This window comes from Pseudohaemophilus paraphrohaemolyticus (assembly GCF_003253115.1).
GTDB lineage: Bacteria > Pseudomonadota > Gammaproteobacteria > Enterobacterales > Pasteurellaceae > Haemophilus_A > Haemophilus_A paraphrohaemolyticus_A.
Window position 1 is genome coordinate 46,650 of sequence record NZ_QEQF01000010.1, and the last position, 19,431, is coordinate 66,080.

The window sequence follows — 19,431 nt, forward strand, 5'->3', positions numbered from 1 at the left end:
GAAAATAAAATGCAAAATTTCCAAGATAATATTAAAAAACTCGTGCCCGAAATGCGCCGTGTGAATCAAATCCATTTTATTGGGATTGGTGGTGCCGGGATGAGTGGTATTGCTGAAGTATTACTAAACGAAGGCTATAAAATTAGTGGTTCGGATATTGCTGATGGTGTTGTAACGAAACGTCTTGCTGCTGCGGGTGCACATATTTTTATCGGGCACAGCGCAGAAAATATCGCAGGCGCAAGCGTGGTGGTGGCATCCAGTGCGATTAACGAAGAGAACCCAGAAGTAAAAGCGGCAAAAGAAGCACGTATTCCTGTGATTCAACGTGCGCAAATGTTGGCAGAAATTATGCGTTTCCGTCACGGAATTGCGATTGCAGGCACGCACGGCAAAACCACAACAACAGCAATGATTTCCATGATTTACACCGAAGCAGGCTTAGACCCCACTTTCGTAAATGGCGGTTTGGTAAAATCTGCGGGTAAAAATGCGCACTTGGGTGCAAGCCGTTATTTGGTGGCAGAAGCGGATGAGAGTGATGCGTCATTCTTACATTTGCAGCCCATGGTTTCGGTGGTCACAAACATCGAGCCAGACCATATGGACACCTACGGCGGCGACTTCGAGAAGATGAAAGAGACTTACGTTAAATTCTTGCGTAACTTGCCTTTCTACGGCTTGGCAGTGATGTGTGCTGATGACGCTACCGTGATGGAAATCGCACCGAAAGTAGGTCGCCAAGTGATTACTTACGGATTTAGTGAAAATGCAGATTACCGTATTGAAGATTACCAACAAACAGGTTTCCAAGGACACTACACGGTGATTTGCCCAAACGGGGAACGTGTTGAGGTGCTGTTAAACGTACCTGGTCGTCATAATGCCTTAAATGCGACTGCGGCACTTGCGGTTGCTAAAGAAGAAGGCATTGCTAATGAAGCGATTTTAGCTGCACTTGCAGATTTCCAAGGAGCGGGGCGTCGCTTTGACCAATTGGGTTCATTTATTCGCCCAAATGGTAAAGTGATGTTGGTGGATGATTATGGTCACCATCCAACTGAGGTGGACGTAACAATTAAAGCGGCTCGTCAAGGCTGGGAAAATAAACGTATCGTGATGGTGTTCCAACCGCACCGTTATTCTCGTACTCGTGATTTGTTCGATGATTTCGTGCAAGTACTTTCGCAAGTCGATGCGTTAGTGATGTTGGATGTGTATGCGGCAGGCGAAGCACCGATTATTGGGGCGGATAGTAAAGCGTTGTGTCGTTCTATCCGTAACTTGGGTAAGGTTGATCCGATTTTAGTGTCGGATACTAGCCAATTAGGTGAAGTTCTCGACCAGATTATTCAAGATGGCGATTTAATTTTGGCACAAGGTGCAGGTAACGTGAGCAAATTGTCGCGTGATTTAGCAGAGAGTTGGAAAGCGTAAGCGGTTGTTTTTGCAATATATTTTGCAAATTACATCGCTTGTAGGGTGGGTTTTCTTGCCTACCAAATATCATAGAGGGCAAGAAAGCCCACTTTATAGAAAATTGAGAATACAATGAACATTAAAAACGAAAAAATTGCAGTGTTATTTGGTGGCGTTTCAATGGAACGCGAGGTGTCATTAAACTCTGGTGCTGCGGTAACCGAAGCCTTAAAAAGCCTAGGCTATGATGTAGAAGGCATTGATACTAAAGAATTTCCGATTGAAAAATTAAAAGAAAAAGGGATTCAACGCGTGTTCAACATCTTGCACGGTGGCATTGGTGAAAATGGCGTGTTACAAGGTGCTTTGGAACAGATGGGCATTCCTTACACAGGCTGTGGCGTAATGGCATCAGCAATCACTTTAGACAAATTCCGCACCAAATTATTATGGCAAGCTGTTGGTTTACCGACCGCAGAAATGGTGGTGGTAAAACGCGGACAAGCGGTCGATTCTGCAGCAATTATTGCAAAATTAGGATTGCCAGTATTTGTTAAACCTTCTTGCGAAGGCTCAAGCGTTGGCGTGTTCAAGGTAAAAACTGAAGCGGAATTACAACCTGCGATTGAAGAGGCGTTAAAATTTGACAGCATTGTGTTAGTTGAAGAATTTTTAGCAGGGGCGGAATATTCTGTGCCAGTGTTAGATGGCGAAGTGTTGCCTGCAGTGCAAGTGATTCCAGAAGGCGAATTTTACGATTATCACGCTAAATATATTTCAGACAACACCCAATATGTCGTGCCCGCATTAAGCGATGAGCGCCAAGCAGAGGTAGCAAAAATTGTGAAGCAAGCCTTTGATGTGGTGGGCTGCCGCGGTTGGAGCCGTATTGATGTGATGGAAGATGCGAACGGTAATTTCCGTTTAGTCGAAGTAAATACTTGCCCAGGAATGACAAGCCACAGCATCTTCCCGAAATCAGCAGCAACTGTGGGTTATAGCTTTGAACGTTTAGTTGAACGTGTGTTGGAGTTAAGTGCGTAATGGTTGCGTTTGCTCGTAAGAGAAAACCGAATTATCTTCGCCTTGCGAAAGAGTATATGGCAACAAAGTTTCATTTGTTGCCTATGAAATGGTTAACTTCATTTAAGCCATTGGTTCTGTTATTCTGTTTCATTGTAATGTATATTTTGTACGCAAATTGGTCATCTTTGTTAGAAGGTTTAGATAGAACCTCTATTCGTGCTTATGCATTAACAAATAAGACGCAATTTACGACTAATGCAGATATTCGTGAAACTTTAGCTAAAGAACCCGCTCTAAAAGGATATTTTGCTCAAGATATTCAAGAAGTTAAAGATAAGTTAATGCGACTCTCTTGGATTAAAGATGTAGTTGTACGAAAATCTTATCCTGATCGTTTAAGTATTGGATTAGTTGAGCATAAACCTGTAGCGGTATGGAATAACATTCACTATCTTTCTGATCAAGGGGTGGTATTTAATTTACCTGCAGATCGCTTTGATCGCACAGGCTTGCCTCAGATGTTTGGACCAGACGCAGAAAGCAAAGAGGTTTTAAATGCTTGGGCTAAGATTCAAGCTGAGTTGGCTTCTCGTAATTTATCGCTTAAATCTCTTGCGATGGATAATCGAGGCTCTTGGTCTATTACGTTAGCAAATAATATTGAATTAAGATTAGGCCGTGGTGAATGGACACCCAAAATTGACCGCTTTATGATGATTTTTCCTGATATAGAAATTCCTGAAGGGCAGCGTTTAGGCTATGTTGATTTACGCTATGAGCATGGTGCAGCTGTAGGTTTCTATCCAATCCCAAAATAGTAAAGAGCAAACAAACGAAAAATAAAATGAGTGATAATACAAATGAGCTAGATACCATCGTTGGGTTAGATATTGGCACCTCTAAGACAGTTGCTGTCATCGGTGAGATGCTACCTGATGGTGTAATTAAAGTGCTAGGCACAGGTGTTGCCCCTTCGAAAGGGGTAGATCGCGGAGGCATCATTGATTTAGATGCCGTTGTGCGTTCTATTCGCAATGCAATTGAAGAGGCGGAATCAGTTTCAAACCTTGAATTTTTTAAGGTTATGTTGGCTATTTCTGGCTCACATATTACGGGCTTAAATGAAATGGGTCAGGTACCATTAGTTGATCTTGTCCGTACAGAAGATGTTGAAGATGCTAAGCGTAATGCAAGATCAGTACGTTTACCTGATGGTTTGGAAATGTTGCATGTTATTCCACAAGAATTTAAGGTTGATCGCTTACCGGCAACAAAAAATCCTGTCGGTTTATCAGGAAATCGTTTAACTGCCCATGTGCATTTAATTGCGGCTCATCAAGATTGGAAGCGTAATTTAGTTAATGCCGTAGAGTATGATAAAAAATCAGAAGTGGCGAGCGTCGTCTTTTCTGGATTAGCTTCCGCTTGTTCGGTTTTAACTGAAGATGATAAAGAACTCGGGGTTTGCTTAATTGACATCGGTGCAGGTACGATGGATGTGATGGTTTATACCGATGGTGCATTACGTTTTAGTAAGGTTTATCCATTTGGTGGCAATGATATTACCGATTTTATTGCTCGTACTTTTACCATGACTCGCAAAGAAGCCGAAAATATTAAAATTAATTACGGCAGTGCGGTTTCACCACCACCAAATAATCCAGATAAAAAATTCTCAATTTCGGGCTTATCTGGAAGTGCACCTCGTATTTATACAAGAGCTCACGTTGCGGAGGTAACCGCACAATGCTACAGCGATTTATTTAAAGTAGTTAATGCTGATTTAATGCAATTACACCAAGAATTATATCAGCAAGGTATAAAACAAGAATTAATTGCAGGTTTTGTATTAACTGGTGGTGGTTCACAAATGGAAGATATTGTAAAATGTGCAAAAAATATCTTTGAAGCACATGTAAGGGTAGGAAATCCGCTCAATATTGCCGGTTTAACAGATTATGTAAATAAGCCTCAATATGCGACAGTATTAGGGCTTTTGCAGTATAATTTCCATTATCCAATACAAAAAAATTCAACCTTGATAAATAACCAAAGTGTGTCAGATATAATTGAAGATGTGAAGAAAAAATCACGTAAAATTTTACATTGGGTTAAATCAAATTTTTAAATTAAAATTAAATAAGTTAATATGATGCTTATTTTTAGGGAGTAAAGCATGTTTGAACCAGTTTATGAAATGACGCCTGATGCGATTATTAAAGTCGTTGGTGTTGGTGGCGGTGGCGGTAACGCTTTAAATCATATGGTAAGAAGCTGTCAAGAAGATGATATCGGCAGCGTTGAGTTTTTTTCAGTAAATACAGATGCACAAGTATTACGCTCAAGTTCTGTTCGCAACACCGTTCAAATTGGTGCAAGCATTACCCACGGTTTAGGTGCTGGTGCGGATCCAAATATTGGTTATCAATCTGCTGAAGAAGACCGTGAAGCACTCGGTAATATGATCAACGGTGCGGATATGGTGTTTATCGCAGCGGGTATGGGCGGTGGTACTGGCACAGGTGCAGCACCTGTTATTGCTGAAATTGCAAAAAGCCAAGAAGCATTAACTGTTGCAATCGTGACCAAACCATTCAATTTTGAAGGTAAAAAACGTGCTCATTTTGCGGAACAAGGGATTAAAGAGCTGTCTAAGAATGTAGACTCTCTCATTATTATCCAAAATGAAAAATTACTAAAAGTACTTCCTAAAAATATTAAATTTAAAGAAGCTTATGCTTACGCTGATGATGTTTTACGCAATGCCGTATTAGGCATCACAGATATGATTACCAAAGAAGGTTTGGTAAACGTTGACTTTGCAGACGTCAAAAAAGTTATGTCTGAGATGGGACGTGCAATGATGGGAACAGGCGTTGCAGAAGGCGACGGTCGTGCAGAACGTGCGGCAATGGATGCAGTTGCAAGCCCATTATTGGAAGATGTAGATTTATCTGGTGCAAAAGGTGTGTTAATTAACATCTCTGCAGGTGATGATTTAGAATTGAACGAAGTAGATGCTGTCGTAAAATATGTGACAGAAGCCGCAGATCCAGACGCAACTATCATCTTCGGTACGACATTCTACCCTGATATGGAAGGTCAAATCCGTGTAACGCTAGTTGCAACAGGTTTAGGCCAAGCAGAAGAGTTAGCAATGCCACGCACAGGTATGTTACAACAGCCGCAAATGCCAGTTGAACAACAGCAACCCGTACAAAAACCAGTAGGTTATGGTACTCAACAGCCTATTCAGCAAAACCCGAATTATGTTCATCAGCTACAACCAACTGGCTTTAACCAAGCACCACAAAATGCTGGAACAACGCAACAGCCAAGAACGATTGATCCAAACCAAATGTTCTCACCAAGTGCTATTCCAGGATTTATGCGAAACGGTCACTAATTTTGACCGCTTGCGAGGAATAAAAAATGATTAAACAAAGAACCCTAAAACAAGCAACCAAAGTCACTGGCATTGGTTTGCACAGTGGCAAAAAAGTGACGCTCACTTTGCGTCCTGCACCTGCTAATACAGGGATTATTTATGCTCGAACTGATTTAGAACCTGCAGTTTACTTCCCTGCAAGGGCTGAATCGATTCGTGATACACAGCTTTGTACTTGTATGATCAACGATGATGGTGTGCGTATTTCAACCGTTGAGCACTTAAATGCAGCGATGGCAGCATTAGGTTTAGACAACCTTATCGTGGAAGTTGATGCCCCTGAAATTCCAATTATGGATGGCAGTGCAAGTCCATTTATCTATCTTTTCTTAGATGCGGGTATCGAAGAGCAAAATGCTCCGAAAAAATTCATACGTATTAAAGACACTGTACGCGTGGAAGAGGGCGATAAATGGGCAGAAATCAGACCTTATGCGAATGGCTTAAAATTAGATTTCACCATTGATTTCAATCACCCTATGATTAGCAAAGATGTACGCCATTTTGCGATGGATCTTTCAGCCGAAAATTTCATTCAGCAAATTAGCCGTGCAAGAACCTTTACTTTTATGAAAGATGTGGAATATCTCCAATCAATTGGTTTAGCACTAGGAGGCAGCTTAGATAATGCCATCGTGTTAGATGATTACCGCATTTTGAATGAAGATGGCTTACGCTATAAAGATGAATTAGTAAAACATAAAATGCTTGATTCTATCGGCGATCTCTTTATGTGTGGTTACAATATCTTAGGTGATTTCAGAGCCTATAAATCAGGTCACGGCGTGAACAATAAATTACTCCGTGCGGTGCTTGCGAATGAAAATGCATGGGAATTTGTCACTTTCGAAGACAAAGAAACTGTACCACAAGGTTATCGCTTAAAAGATCTTGTTTTTATTTAGTATAGTAGGGTGTGTGGATTGAAAAATCCACTCCCGCTTTTCTATATTGACGTGCGTAAAATGAATTTCACACACCCTACAAGCGATCGAATTTATAGAACAATTTGCAAATATCATACAAACCGCTACAATGCGGTTAATTTTTTATATAAACAAAGGATCATTTTGAATGAAAATTACTAAAAACGTAGTACCAAGCATTGCTTATCAAGTACGTACTCAAGATGGCGTGTTAGTGGACGAAGCACCAGCTAACCAACCATTAGAATACTTACACGGCCACAATAACCTTGTTGAAGGTTTAGAAAAAGCATTAGAGGGTAAAGCAGTTGGCGATACTTTTGAAGTGCGTGTAAGCCCAGAAGAAGGCTACGGCGAATACAACGAAAATATGGTGCAACGTGTGCCGAAAGATGTATTTATGGGCATAGATGAGTTAGAAGTGGGTATGCGTTTTATCGCCGATACTGACTTAGGACCATTGCCTGTTGTGATCACTAAAGTGGATGGTGATGAAGTAGTGGTTGATGGTAACCACATGCTTGCAGGTCAAGAATTACTCTTCTCTGTAGAAGTAGTGGGCACACGTGAAGCAACTTTAGAAGAGATTGCACACGGTCACATTCACTCTGGTCACGAACACGGTTGTGGCTGTGGTGGTCACGACAGCGATGAAGAAGAAGGGCACGGCTGCTGTGGCGGTGGTCATCACCATCATCACGACCACGATCATGGACATAGTCACGGCGGCTGTGGTTGTGGCGGTCATTAATTGATTATTCTATGATGTAGGGGCGTGTTGAACACGCCCTTTTCCATCATATACACCATTTGGGCGTGCGTAACACGCCTCTACATCATAAAAATCTTATTCCTGCTTTCGGGGAATTTCATTATGCCAAGCACAACCATTGAATCTTATCAAGATTATTTACGAACGATTCTTTCCTCCAATATTTATGATCTCGCTCAAGTCACGCCATTACAAAAAATGGACAAGCTCTCTTCACGCTTAAAAAATAGTATTTTCATCAAACGTGAAGATCGCCAGCCGGTGCATAGCTTTAAGCTACGCGGAGCATTTGCGATGATTTCTAATCTTTCTAAAGCTCAAAAAGAAGCGGGTGTGATTGCGGCTTCTGCAGGTAACCACGCTCAAGGTGTCGCGCTTTCAGCGAAACATTTGGGCTTACGTGCGTTAATCGTGATGCCACAAAATACGCCAAGTATTAAAGTTGATGCGGTGCGTGGTTTTGGTGGAGAAGTATTGCTTTATGGTGCGAACTTTGACGAAGCCAAAGCCAAAGCACTTGAGCTTTCGAAAGAGTTGAATATGACCTTTATCCACCCATTTGATGCTCCAGCCGTGATTGCAGGGCAAGGCACGATCGCGATGGAGCTCATTCAACAACGTTCCGATCTAAACCGCATTTTTGTGCCTGTTGGCGGCGGCGGTTTGATCGCAGGGATCGCAGTGTTGGTGAAGCAGCTTTTGCCTGAAATTAAAGTCATTGGGGTGGAATCCAAAGACTCCGCTTGTTTATATTACGCATTGAAAGCGGGTCAGCCTGTCGATTTAGATCATGTGGGTTTATTCGCAGACGGTATTGCGGTTAAACGTATCGGCGATGAAACTTTCCGCATTTGTAAACAATATGTCGATGATGTTGTCTTAGTCGATAACGATGAAATCTGTGCGGCATTGAAAGATATTTTTGAAAACGTGCGTGCGGTGGCGGAGCCTTCAGGGGCAACCTCGCTTGCGGGTTTGAAAAAATATGTGAAAGCACACGGCATTGAAGGCGAAAATTTAGCTTGTGTGCTCTCAGGTGCAAACCTTAATTTCCATACCTTGCGTTTTGTGTCTGAGCGTTGTGAAATTGGTGAAAAACGTGAAGCCTTATTAGCAGTAACCATTCCAGAGCAGAAAGGCAGCTTCTTAAAATTCTGCCAGATTTTAGGTAGCCGTGCGGTGACAGAATTTAACTACCGTCATGCAGATGATGCCAACGCGTGTATCTTCGTAGGTGTTCGTATTTCTGGTAGCCAAGAAAAAGCAGAAATTCTCGAAGAGCTTCGTCAAAATGGTTACGATGTGAGCGATTTATCAGATGATGATATCGCTAAAACCCACGTGCGTTATATGATTGGTGGCAGACCGGCTAGTATTCAAAACGAAAAACTCTACCGCTTTGACTTCCCAGAACAGAAAGGGGCATTGCTTAAATTCTTACAAGCCTTAACTGATTGGGATATTTCGTTGTTCCACTATCGTGCACATGGTGCGGACTACGGTGATATTTTAGCCGCATTCCCTATGGCTGCAGGCTCAGAAGCAGAATTAACCAAACATTTAGAACAATTAGGCTATCGCTACCAAGACGTGAGCGACAGCTTGGCTTATCAATACTTTTTAAAATAAGGAAGATTTATGTCTCGCAAATATTTCGGTACAGATGGTGTACGCGGTGAAGTAGGTAAATTCCCGATTACCCCAGAATTTGCGTTAAAACTCGGCTGGGCAGCAGGTAAAGTGCTTGCTACTCAAGGCACGAAAAAAGTGATTATCGGTAAAGATACCCGTATTTCTGGCTATATGTTGGAATCAGCACTTGAAGCGGGCTTAACCGCGGCGGGTTTATCTGCGGTGTTCGTCGGTCCAATGCCAACTCCTGCGATTGCTTATTTAACCCGCACTTTCCGTGCAGAAGCGGGGATCGTGATTTCAGCATCTCACAATCCATACTACGACAACGGAATCAAATTCTTCTCATCAGTGGGTGAAAAATTACCTGATGAAGTGGAAGAAGCAATCGAAACGATGTTAGATGAGCCGATGGATTGTGTTGACTCTGCAAACCTTGGTAAGGCGAGCAGAATCAATGATGCGGCAGGTCGTTACATTGAATTTTGTAAAGCAGGTTTCCCATCCGAATTAAGCTTAGACGGCTTAAAAATTGTGGTGGATTGTGCGAACGGCGCAACTTACCACATTGCACCAAACGTAATGCGTGAGTTAGGAGCTGATGTTATCGAAATCGGCACACGTCCGAACGGTTTAAACATCAACGAAAAATGCGGGGCAACTGACATCAACGCGCTTCAAAAAGTGGTAAAAGAGTCGGAAGCGGACATCGGTTTAGCTTACGATGGCGATGGTGATCGCATTATGATGGTAGACCACTTAGGCAACAAAGTGGATGGCGACCAAATCCTGTTTATTTTGGCCCGCGAAGCTTTACGTGCGGGCAAATTAAAAGGTGGCGTAGTGGGTACATTAATGAGCAATATGAGCTTAGAGCTTTCATTAAAAGAACTTGCCATCCCATTCGTGCGTGCCAATGTGGGTGACCGCTATGTGCTTGAGCAATTAAAAGAGAAAGGCTGGAAATTAGGCGGTGAAAATTCAGGGCACATCATCGTGTTAGACAAAAACACCACGGGCGATGGCATTGTTGCTTCGCTTGAAGTGTTAGCGGCAATGGTAAAACACAATCTAGCCTTAAACGAATTAGCAAAAGCCGTTCCACTCTTCCCGCAAGTGTTAATTAACGTTCGCTTCGCAGGCGGTGAAAACCCACTGAATAGCAAAGAAGTAAAAGCTGTTGCAAAATCAGTAGAAGAACGCTTAGCAGGAAAAGGACGTATATTGTTACGTAAATCAGGTACAGAACCGCTTATTCGTGTGATGGTAGAGTGTGAAGATGCAACATTAGCACAAAGCTGTGCAGAAGAAATTGCGGAAGCGGTGAAACGCAACTAATCTTTTCATAAAAAATAAGCGGTGGATTTTGTAAAACAAATTGCAAAATCCACCGCTTACCTTTAATAACTCACAATCATATTTAAGTCTAATTCTTGCCCCTGTTTATTAACATCGAATGTCGTACCGAAAATAACCGAAGTTGTTTCAGAAACTTCTGCCGTGACCCCTTCGATAATGGTATGGATATTGGAAAACTCAAAATCTTCGCCAATTACTATATTAAGCAATATTCCTTTTACCTGATCTAAGGCGATAGATTTACTAGAGAGCTGTTTTAATACCCTCTCTATAGCTTCTTCGGGATGTGTTGATTCAATATAAATCACATGGTTTTGTTGACCACATTCAATTAACACGTGCCTAATATCTGTAAAATCCGTCATAACAAGACCGTCTCCGCCAATCAGTTTCATCATTGATATAAGCGTTTGGATACATAATTCAGGCGAAGTTTCACAGATAAAACTGCTATCGGCTTGAGGCTCTTGAACTGGTGAAGTGCAACCAATCACAAAAATGCTGCTTGAGGTAGCAGAGCGAATTTTTGCCCATTCCGCTTCAGTGAGATTATCAGCAATAACAAAAGTTATAACGTTATCAGACAGATCTGTAACCTCTTCTAGCTTTAAGATATTAAAATCCACGTTTCCTATGGGCGAAGCTAAATTATTGACCACTTTATTGCCAAATTCGTCTTTAATGATAAGTGAGCCAAAATAATCATTTTGTTCTTCAAAAATTGTCGCAAACATTTTTATTCTCCTATTGATTTAAACTGTGTGGAGTATAACGAAATAAAGCGACAAATTATGTCGCCTTAATCACTTTTACAAAAAATTTCCTAAATTTGACCGCTTGTTGGTAATTTAACCTCCACTAGCAACCCCGTGTCAAAACTCACTGAATCTTTTAATTCAATTTTTCCACCATAATTTTTCACAATTTCCTCAGCAATCGCCAAGCCTAAGCCAGAGCCTTGTTGTTCTGTGCCAAGAATACGGTAGAACGGATCCAGTACACGTTGGCGTTCTTCTGGTGGAATGCCGTTGCCGTTATCTTCTACGCAGATCTGAACGCTGCCGTCTTTCTCTTTGACACTTAAATCAATCTGGCTACCCTTTGGTGTGTAGCGAATAGCGTTATCCACCAACGTTTTAACGAGCAGGTAGAGTTCCGTTTCCGAACCGTGGAAATTGACTGCTTGATCGTTCGTTACGCCCAAATCCTGATCTTTATCGAGGGCAAGTGGCAGCACATCCTCAATTACGCTGCGGAAAATATCCTGCACGTTGAAATCGGTGTGATTTTCCATTTTGTTATTTTGAATGCGAGCCAATGAAAGCAGCTGTTCTAGTAAGTTACGACTACGCTGAATACCTTGTTTCACTTGGATCAGTTGAGTTTTGGCTTCAGCAGGTAAATCTTGATGAGCAAGTTGCTCCACTTGCAAGGAAAATGCAGTCATCGGACTACGCAATTCGTGTGATGCATCCGCAATAAAGCGTTTTTGTTGCTGAATAAATTCATCTGTTCGCCCCAACAAGCGGTTGATTTCCACCACAAATCCGCGAATTTCGCTCGGAATTTTTTCCGTCGGCAATGGTGTAAGATTTTGCTCGTGGCGTTTTTCCAGCTTGTGAGAAAGTCTGTCTACAGGCTTCATTGCAAGACGGACAATCCAAATAGTCAGCAAAATAATCAACGGCAACAACACAATCAGCGGAATCACGCTCTGCCATGCACTACGGAATGCCAGTTCTTCACGATATTCATTTTCTTGGGTGATGATAATCTTGCCGTTGGGTGTGTTACGAACGTAAGTGCGGTATAAATCATCGGCGTTTTTCAACGTAAACCAAAAGCGCTTTTCTTTGTGCGGTTTGACTCTTTTGTATTTTTTGCCATCTTTTCTGAGTGTATGGAAACCATCTTCCATTTGCTGTGGAAAATTCGGTGGAAGACTTTCTGTATGAGTGCCGTTTCGCTCAAAATGCATATAAATTCGTGCATCGTTATCGCGTGGTGGGCGAAAATCCCCCGAAAGTGCGGTTGGATTTTCCACAGAATTGACGAAGCCCGAAAGCTGAACCAACATATCGTCTTGCAGTTTGTACGTTTCGCGGTAAGTATCGTAGAACGAAACACCGCCCGCAATGCCTGCCACCACAGTGAAAAGGACGGTGAAAGCTAAGGTAAGTTTGAGTTGGATTGAGTTTTTCATTTTTCCTCTTAGGGTCACTTTATCCTAGGCATAACTAATTTTTAGAAACCAACCACCCCACGCCTCGCACATTTTTAATATACTCTTTACCGATTTTCTTGCGTAAGGCGTGAATCAGAAAATCAATGGCGTTGCTCTCCACTTCATCGCCCCATGCGTAGATTTTATCTTCCAAGTCTGCACGAGAATGGATAATCCCTGGTCTTGTCATCAAGGCTTGTAGAATGGCAAACTCTTTGTTGCTGAGCTCAATTGGCGTCGGTTGATCAGCGAGAGTAACTTGGTAGTTCGTCGGATTGAGGGTGATTGCACCGTTACTTAACAATGGCGTACTTTGTCCGCTTTGGCGACGCAGGACAGCGCGAATACGGGCAAGTAATTCGGACAAATCAAAAGGCTTAATAATGTAATCGTCCGCCCCGCCATCTAAGCCTGCCAAGCGACTATCCAAATCATCATGTGCTGTGACAATCAACACAGGCGTATTATTTTTTTCTTGTCGGAGATGTTTCAGTACTTGCAAACCATCTTGCCCTGGTAAACCCAAATCAAGCAACACCAAATCATATTGTTGGCTGTTTAATGCTTGTTCCGCTGTATTGCCGTTATTTACCCAATCCACCACATAACGGGCAGTTTTCAAGCCGTTCGATACTGCTTCTGCAATCATTTTGTCGTCTTCGACCAATAAAATTCGCATAGTAAAAATGAAGGATTAAAAAATTGACGAGATTTTATCGAAAAATAGGCGGAAATACATCCGCCCAACATCGCACAATGCGAAGATAAGATTAGTTTTGACGGAAACCGCCTTCATTTTGATGATGTTCGTGACGTTCACCTTTTTCAAAGCGATCGTGTTTATGATGTTTACCTTCATGTTTTTGTGGCATGTCAATAATTTGCCCGCTGTTTGCATCCATCGCAACTTTATAAACCACACCGTTATTTACGGTTTCGATTTTGTAGAATAATGTGCCACGTTTATGTTCTAAGTCGGCTTCTGCCACTTTACCGCCAGTTTTTGCCACTGCGGCGTCCATTGCTTGAGCAAAGCTCACTTGTGGTGCAATATCTGCTGTTGGGCTAACTTTCACTGTTTTAGAGGCTTTGCTTTCCACACCTAAAATATCACCGCTTGCTGCGTCCACTGCCACTTTTTGTTTTTGACCGTTAGCAAACATTTCAACTTCAAAATGATCTTTACCAAAGTAGTGATGTTTAAAATCGATACCTTTTACTTTCGCATCGGCACCGATTTTTGCTTGTGCTGCAGATAATGCTTGCGCTGCCGTGATTTTAGCTTTATCAAAAGCGTCTTGATCTTTTGGAGACATTGCATTTGCATTGATTGCACCGAAAGCCATGACGCCTGTTAATAATGTTGCTGCTAAAGTTTTTACTGATTTTTTCATAAGTTGCTCCTTATAAGCATGTAAAAATAGTTTATTTTTATAGAGTTTAAAATCATTATGACCAAAAGCATCTCTGCTCTTGATGGTGTGTATTCTAGAGAGGAAAAATTAGCGTAAAATTAGCAAAACAAAATTTTTTATTTTTAGAAAAATTTTCAAATGACTTATGAAAAATTACCGCTTGATTTAGCTTGCTCTTTGGCACACAATGAGACCAATTTTTATCTTTAAAGCAATAATAGGAAAACGTAATGAACCAACAAGAAATGAAGAAAATTGCAGCGAAAGCAGCACTAAAATTTGTGACACCAGATACCATCGTTGGCGTGGGTAGCGGTTCAACCGTGAATTGCTTTATTGATGAATTAGCTTCAATGAAAGATGAAATTAAAGGTGCAGTGGCAGCATCGAAAGCTTCAGAAGAGCGTTTACGTGCGTTGGGCATTGAAGTGTTTAGTGCTAATGACGTTGTGGAATTAGATGTGTATATCGATGGTGCAGATGAAATTACCCCGCAAGGTGCAATGATTAAGGGCGGTGGGGCAGCATTAACCCGTGAAAAAATTGTGAGCTCTTTAGCGAAAAAATTTGTTTGTATCGTGGATAGTTCAAAACAAGTGGATATGCTTGGCTCAACTTTCCCATTGCCTGTGGAAGTAATTCCGATGGCTCGTTCTTATGTGGCTCGTCAGTTAGTTGCACTTGGCGGTTCTCCTGAATGGCGTGAAGGCGTGGTAACAGATAACGGTAATGTAATTTTAGACGTACACAACTTCAAAATTTTTGAACCACTTAAAATGGAACACACCATCAACAATATCGCTGGTGTGGTTACCAACGGTATTTTTGCGCAACGTTTCGCGAACGTCACGATTGTCGGCACGCCTGAAGGGGCAAAAATTATTGAATAAGGTCAAGCGGTGGATTTTTGCAAAAGTTTTGCGAAATCGCACCGCTTTTTGTTTTTCACTTTAAACAAAATATAAGGAATAACTATGGCTAAAGTTTCTCTCGACAAATCAAAAATCAAATTTTTATTACTCGAAGGCGTGCACCCAAACGCACTGGAAGTATTAAAAGCGGCAGGCTACACCAACATTGAGTATCACAAAAAAGCACTAGATGGCGAAGAGCTTATCGAAGCAATTAAAGATGCACACTTTGTAGGCATTCGTTCGCGCACACATTTAACCAAAGAGATTTTAGAACACGCCCCAAAATTAGTGGCGGTAGGCTGTTTCTGTATCGGTACTAACCAAGTGGATTTAGCGGAAGCGAAACGTCGTGGTATCCCTGTGTTTAATGCACCGTTCTCAAATACCCGTTCTGTGGCGGAATTAGTGTTGGCAGAAATCATCTTGTTAATGCGTCAAGTACCGAAAGCGAATATGGAAGTACATCGCGGCGTGTGGAACAAATCGGCTGCGGGTGCAAATGAAGTACGTGGCAAAAAATTGGGTATTATCGGCTACGGACACATTGGTTCACAATTAAGCATTATTGCTGAAGCGGTGGGGATGCAGGTTTACTTCTATGACATTGAAAATAAATTACCGCTTGGCAATGCTCAACAAGTTGCAAGTTTGGATGAATTACTTGCAAGTTGTGATGCAATTTCTTTACATGTGCCAGAAAATGCCTCCACCAAGAATTTAATGAACGCAGAGCGTATTGCGAAATTGAAAAACGACTCAATTTTAGTGAATGCTGCACGTGGCACGGTAGTTGATATTGATGCCTTATCGGATCGTTTAGAAGCGAACACTTTACGCGGTGCAGCGATTGATGTATTCCCTGTTGAGCCAGCATCAATCAACGATCCGTTTGAATCGCCATTACGTAAATTTGACAACGTTATCTTAACGCCACACATCGGTGGTTCAACGGCGGAAGCTCAAGAAAATATCGGTACAGAAGTGGCAAATAAATTTGTGAAATACTCCGATAACGGCTCAACCTTATCGGCAGTAAACTTCCCTGAAGTATCACTCCCAGCCAACAACAATGCGAAACGTTTATTACACATTCACCAAAACAAACCAGGTATTCTAAATAAAATCAACCAAGTGTTTGTGGATCAAAACGTGAATATCGCTGGTCAATATTTACAAACAGATCCAGAAATTGGTTATGTAGTAATAGATGTTCAGCTTGAAGACAGCTCAGAAGCACTAAAACGCTTGAAAGAGATTGACGGTACAATTAAAGCGCGTGTGCTTTACTAGTTCTCTAATTTGAATATAACGGTTGAGTACTACTCAGCCGTTTTTTTATTCATTTTTACTTAGTTTTTAAAACAAATCTTCGTGCTGTTTTTTGAATGTGGCACTTATTTAAAAAACTAAAATTTCAAGTTAATCAGTATAAATATCCATATTAAAGACATTAATATAGAATAAAAGACTGCTCTTTTCATTAATTTCACGTGAAAATTTTATATTTCTCTTCTTTACTTTCTGATTACTTAGGCATATTCTTCACGCTATGCGAATTATTCGCAACTTATTTGATTTATCTCAAGCAACTGTTTGCATTTTTAATTTTTTTAGAGGAACTTTTCCGTGTCTAATCAAACTACCCACAAACGCGAAACCTTCTCAGGTCGCCAAGCGTTTATTATGGCAGCCATCGGATCAGCTGTAGGCTTAGGGAACATCTGGCGTTTCCCTTATACCACTTATGAAAATGGTGGCGGTGCATTTATCATTCCTTACATCGTGGCACTTTTAACCGCAGGGATTCCGCTACTTTTCTTGGACTTTGCGATTGGTCATCGCCATCGTGCCGCCGCACCACTCTCATTCCGTCGCTTAAATAAACACTTTGAAGTGTTTGGTTGGTGGCAAGTAATGGTAAACGTCATCATCGGCTTATACTACGCCGTCGTACTCGGCTGGGCAGCGATTTATACTTTCTTTTCATTTAGCAAAACTTGGGGCGATAAACCTGTTGATTTCTTCGTCGGTGAGTTCCTTAAAATGGGCGATATTGCACAAGGCGTGAGCTTTGATTTCGTTGGCTTAGTAACAGGCCCATTGATTGCCGTTTGGGTTGTTGCATTATTAGTATTAGCCCTTGGCGTACAAAAAGGGATTGCAAAAAGCTCAAGTATTTTAATGCCAGTATTGGTGGTGATGTTCGTGGCACTCGTGGTTTACTCATTAACGCTACCAGGAGCAGCGAAAGGCTTAGATGCGTTATTCACGCCAGATTGGTCAAAATTAGCAGATCCAAGCGTATGGATTGCAGCTTATGGGCAAATATTCTTCTCGCTTTCAATCTGTTTCGGGATTATGGTAACCTACTCTTCATACTTGAAAAAAGATTCAGACCTTACCAGCACAGGCTTAGTGGTTGGCTTTGCAAACTCAAGTTTTGAAGTGTTAGCAGGTATCGGTGTGTTCGCAGCGCTTGGCTTTATGGCAACGGCTGCAGGTCAAGAAGTAAGTGAGGTAGCGAAAGGTGGTATCGGTTTAGCCTTCTTCGCTTTCCCAACCATCATTAACGAAGCGCCAATGGGCACGGTTTTAGGCGTGTTATTCTTTGGTTCACTGACCTTTGCGGCATTAACTTCATTTATCTCAGTGATTGAGGTAATTATTGCTTCAATTCAAGACAAACTCAAAATGGGGCGTGTAACTGCGACTTTCCTGGTTGGCGTGCCAATGATGATCGTCTCTGTGATCTTATTCGGTACCACAACAGGCTTACCGATGTTGGATGTAATGGATAAATTTGTGAACTACTTTGGTATTGTAGCGGTCGCTTTTGCTGCCTTAATTGCAATTGTAGCGAATGGCAAACTTAGCACATTAGGTCACCACATTAACAAAACTTCATCATTTAAAGTGGGCACAATTTGGCGTTTATGCGTAATCGTCACCACGGGAGTACTTGCCTTTATGTTGTTAAGCGAAGGTGTAAAAGTATTTACTGAAGGCTACGAAGGTTATCCAAGCTGGTTCGTAGATACCTTCGGTTGGGGAATGGCAATTCTCTTAGTCATCGTGGCGTTTATCCTTTCTCGCTTACCGTGGAAAAACGAACCTGAATTTAACGTGGAGGAATAATATGAGCACATCAGCAATTTTAATGATGGTTGTGGCATTAGTCATCATCTGGGGCGGTTTAGTCCTCTCGATTAAACGTTTGCCGAAAGAGTAAAAAATAAGGCTGATTGGTGAAAATCAATCAGCCTTTTACTTTAAAGAATTAAATTTTACATATTCACCATGACACGCGAAATTCGCCCTTCGGCAATTTCTTCATCACGAATGGTCATCACTTCACAGCCATCTTTGGTCACCACAATTTGATGTTCATATTGAGCTGAGTGGCTACGGTCTTTGGTTTTTACCGTCCAACCATCATTCATAGTGCGGATCTCTTTTTTGCCCGCATTGACCATCGGTTCAATCGTAAACACCATCCCTTCTTTTAACATTACGCCACCATCGTCACCGTTGTAGTGCAAGACTTGTGGATCGCAATGGAATTCCGTGCCTACACCATGTCCACAATATTCACGCACCACCGAGAAGCCCTCTTTTTCCACATATTTTTGAATCGCTGTGCCAATCTCTTTTAAGCGAATGCCTGGTTTTACTTGACGCAAGCCAATGTAAAGTGACTCTTGTGTTACTTCTAATAAGCGTTTATCGCGAATAGAAGGCTCGCCCACCACATACATTTTTGAGTTATCGCCGAAATAGCCGTCTTTGATCACTGTTACATCAATGTTCACGATGTCGCCTTTTTTCAGCTTTTTATCATCACTTGGAATACCGTGGCAAACCACTTCATTGATGGAGATGCAGGTTGATTTTGGGAAACCGTGATAGTTTAAGCAGGCAGGAATCACTTTCTGCTCATTAACCATATATTCGTGGCAAATGCGGTCTAATTCACCCGTGCTCACCCCCTCTTTTACGTAGGGTTCGATCATCACTAACACATCGGAAGCTAGCTTGCAGGCTTCGCGAAGCTTCTCAATTTCTTGTTCGTTTCTTAATGGAATATTGCTCATAATCTTCTCTTTATCGTAAAACATTAAGGAGATTATACCTTTTTTCGGTGCAATCCCCAATTTTCTTCTACAAAATTTAATCCGTTCAGAAATAATTCTTTTTCTATTACTTCATCATCACTTTAGCAAAGATTTTCGGTTTAGCATAAACAAAAACCCTCAGAACTCAAAGTCCTGAGGGCTTTTTCTATCTTTGAGCGATGAG

18 protein-coding genes are annotated in these 19,431 nt (G+C 41.6%); 13 read left to right on the top strand and 5 right to left on the bottom strand.

The window, feature by feature from the left end; all coding sequences use genetic code 11:
* The first annotated feature begins 9 nt into the window (after window positions 1–9).
* From murC to glmM, 9 genes are all read left to right on the top strand, one after another.
* A complete protein-coding gene (gene murC, locus DPV92_RS08840; protein WP_111354576.1) occupies window positions 10–1,437 on the top strand; it encodes a UDP-N-acetylmuramate--L-alanine ligase in 1,428 nt (475 codons plus the stop codon).
* A 114-nt stretch (window positions 1,438–1,551) separates the two neighbouring features.
* Window positions 1,552–2,463 (top strand): D-alanine--D-alanine ligase, encoded by a 912-nt coding sequence (locus DPV92_RS08845; protein ID WP_111354556.1) that lies wholly within the window; start codon window positions 1,552–1,554, stop codon window positions 2,461–2,463.
* Window positions 2,463–3,263, top strand: coding sequence for a cell division protein FtsQ/DivIB (locus DPV92_RS08850; protein WP_111354557.1), 801 nt, complete (start codon window positions 2,463–2,465; stop codon window positions 3,261–3,263). The genes DPV92_RS08845 and DPV92_RS08850 overlap by 1 nt, the downstream gene beginning before the upstream one ends.
* A 26-nt stretch (window positions 3,264–3,289) precedes the next feature.
* Window positions 3,290–4,573 (top strand): cell division protein FtsA, encoded by a 1,284-nt coding sequence (gene ftsA / locus DPV92_RS08855; protein WP_111354558.1) that lies wholly within the window; start codon window positions 3,290–3,292, stop codon window positions 4,571–4,573.
* A 48-nt stretch (window positions 4,574–4,621) separates the two neighbouring features.
* On the top strand, window positions 4,622–5,851 hold the full coding sequence (gene ftsZ / locus DPV92_RS08860) for a cell division protein FtsZ (RefSeq protein WP_111354559.1): 1,230 nt from the start codon (window positions 4,622–4,624) through the stop codon (window positions 5,849–5,851).
* A gap of 26 nt (window positions 5,852–5,877) precedes the next feature.
* The gene (lpxC, locus tag DPV92_RS08865; protein WP_111354560.1) at window positions 5,878–6,798 is read left to right on the top strand and encodes a UDP-3-O-acyl-N-acetylglucosamine deacetylase; all 921 of its coding nucleotides are present in this window, start codon (window positions 5,878–5,880) and stop codon (window positions 6,796–6,798) included.
* 169 nt (window positions 6,799–6,967) lie between these two features.
* Window positions 6,968–7,570, top strand: coding sequence for a peptidylprolyl isomerase (slyD, locus tag DPV92_RS08870; protein WP_111354561.1), 603 nt, complete (start codon window positions 6,968–6,970; stop codon window positions 7,568–7,570).
* Between the two features lie 123 nt (window positions 7,571–7,693).
* Entirely contained in the window at window positions 7,694–9,220 is a 1,527-nt protein-coding gene (gene ilvA / locus DPV92_RS08875; protein ID WP_111354562.1) for a threonine ammonia-lyase, biosynthetic, read from the top strand.
* Between the two features lie 9 nt (window positions 9,221–9,229).
* Window positions 9,230–10,561: a phosphoglucosamine mutase gene (gene glmM / locus DPV92_RS08880; protein WP_111354563.1), complete on the top strand. Its 1,332-nt coding sequence runs from the start codon at window positions 9,230–9,232 to the stop codon at window positions 10,559–10,561.
* 62 nt (window positions 10,562–10,623) lie between these two features.
* Here the strand turns inward: glmM and DPV92_RS08885 are convergent, their stop codons facing one another.
* The 4 genes from DPV92_RS08885 to DPV92_RS08900 form a co-directional block, all read right to left on the bottom strand.
* Window positions 10,624–11,316 (bottom strand): FtsZ/tubulin family protein, encoded by a 693-nt coding sequence (locus tag DPV92_RS08885; protein WP_111354564.1) that lies wholly within the window; start codon window positions 11,314–11,316, stop codon window positions 10,624–10,626.
* 89 nt (window positions 11,317–11,405) lie between these two features.
* Window positions 11,406–12,785 carry an ATP-binding protein gene (locus tag DPV92_RS08890; protein WP_111354565.1) on the bottom strand — a complete coding sequence of 460 codons (1,380 nt, stop codon included), beginning with the start codon at window positions 12,783–12,785 and terminating at the stop codon, window positions 11,406–11,408.
* A gap of 34 nt (window positions 12,786–12,819) precedes the next feature.
* Window positions 12,820–13,485: a response regulator gene (locus DPV92_RS08895; RefSeq protein WP_111354566.1), complete on the bottom strand. Its 666-nt coding sequence runs from the start codon at window positions 13,483–13,485 to the stop codon at window positions 12,820–12,822.
* Window positions 13,486–13,576: 91 nt separating this feature from the next.
* Complete coding sequence (locus tag DPV92_RS08900; RefSeq protein WP_111354567.1) at window positions 13,577–14,200, bottom strand: PepSY domain-containing protein; 624 nt, start codon at window positions 14,198–14,200, stop codon at window positions 13,577–13,579.
* A 251-nt stretch (window positions 14,201–14,451) separates the two neighbouring features.
* On the opposite strand from DPV92_RS08900, the gene rpiA reads away from it, so the two are divergent.
* From rpiA to DPV92_RS08920, 4 genes are all read left to right on the top strand, one after another.
* Entirely contained in the window at window positions 14,452–15,111 is a 660-nt protein-coding gene (rpiA, locus tag DPV92_RS08905; protein WP_111354568.1) for a ribose-5-phosphate isomerase RpiA, read from the top strand.
* Between the two features lie 84 nt (window positions 15,112–15,195).
* Entirely contained in the window at window positions 15,196–16,425 is a 1,230-nt protein-coding gene (gene serA / locus DPV92_RS08910) for a phosphoglycerate dehydrogenase (protein WP_111354569.1), read from the top strand.
* A gap of 336 nt (window positions 16,426–16,761) precedes the next feature.
* A complete protein-coding gene (locus DPV92_RS08915) occupies window positions 16,762–18,270 on the top strand; it encodes a sodium-dependent transporter (RefSeq protein WP_111354570.1) in 1,509 nt (502 codons plus the stop codon).
* Between the two features lies 1 nt (window position 18,271).
* Window positions 18,272–18,364 carry a methionine/alanine import family NSS transporter small subunit gene (locus DPV92_RS08920; protein WP_111354571.1) on the top strand — a complete coding sequence of 31 codons (93 nt, stop codon included), beginning with the start codon at window positions 18,272–18,274 and terminating at the stop codon, window positions 18,362–18,364.
* A gap of 55 nt (window positions 18,365–18,419) precedes the next feature.
* Here DPV92_RS08920 and map read toward each other — a convergent pair whose 3' ends face one another.
* The gene (map, locus tag DPV92_RS08925) at window positions 18,420–19,226 is read right to left on the bottom strand and encodes a type I methionyl aminopeptidase (protein WP_111354577.1); all 807 of its coding nucleotides are present in this window, start codon (window positions 19,224–19,226) and stop codon (window positions 18,420–18,422) included.
* Between the last annotated feature and the right edge of the window lie 205 nt (window positions 19,227–19,431).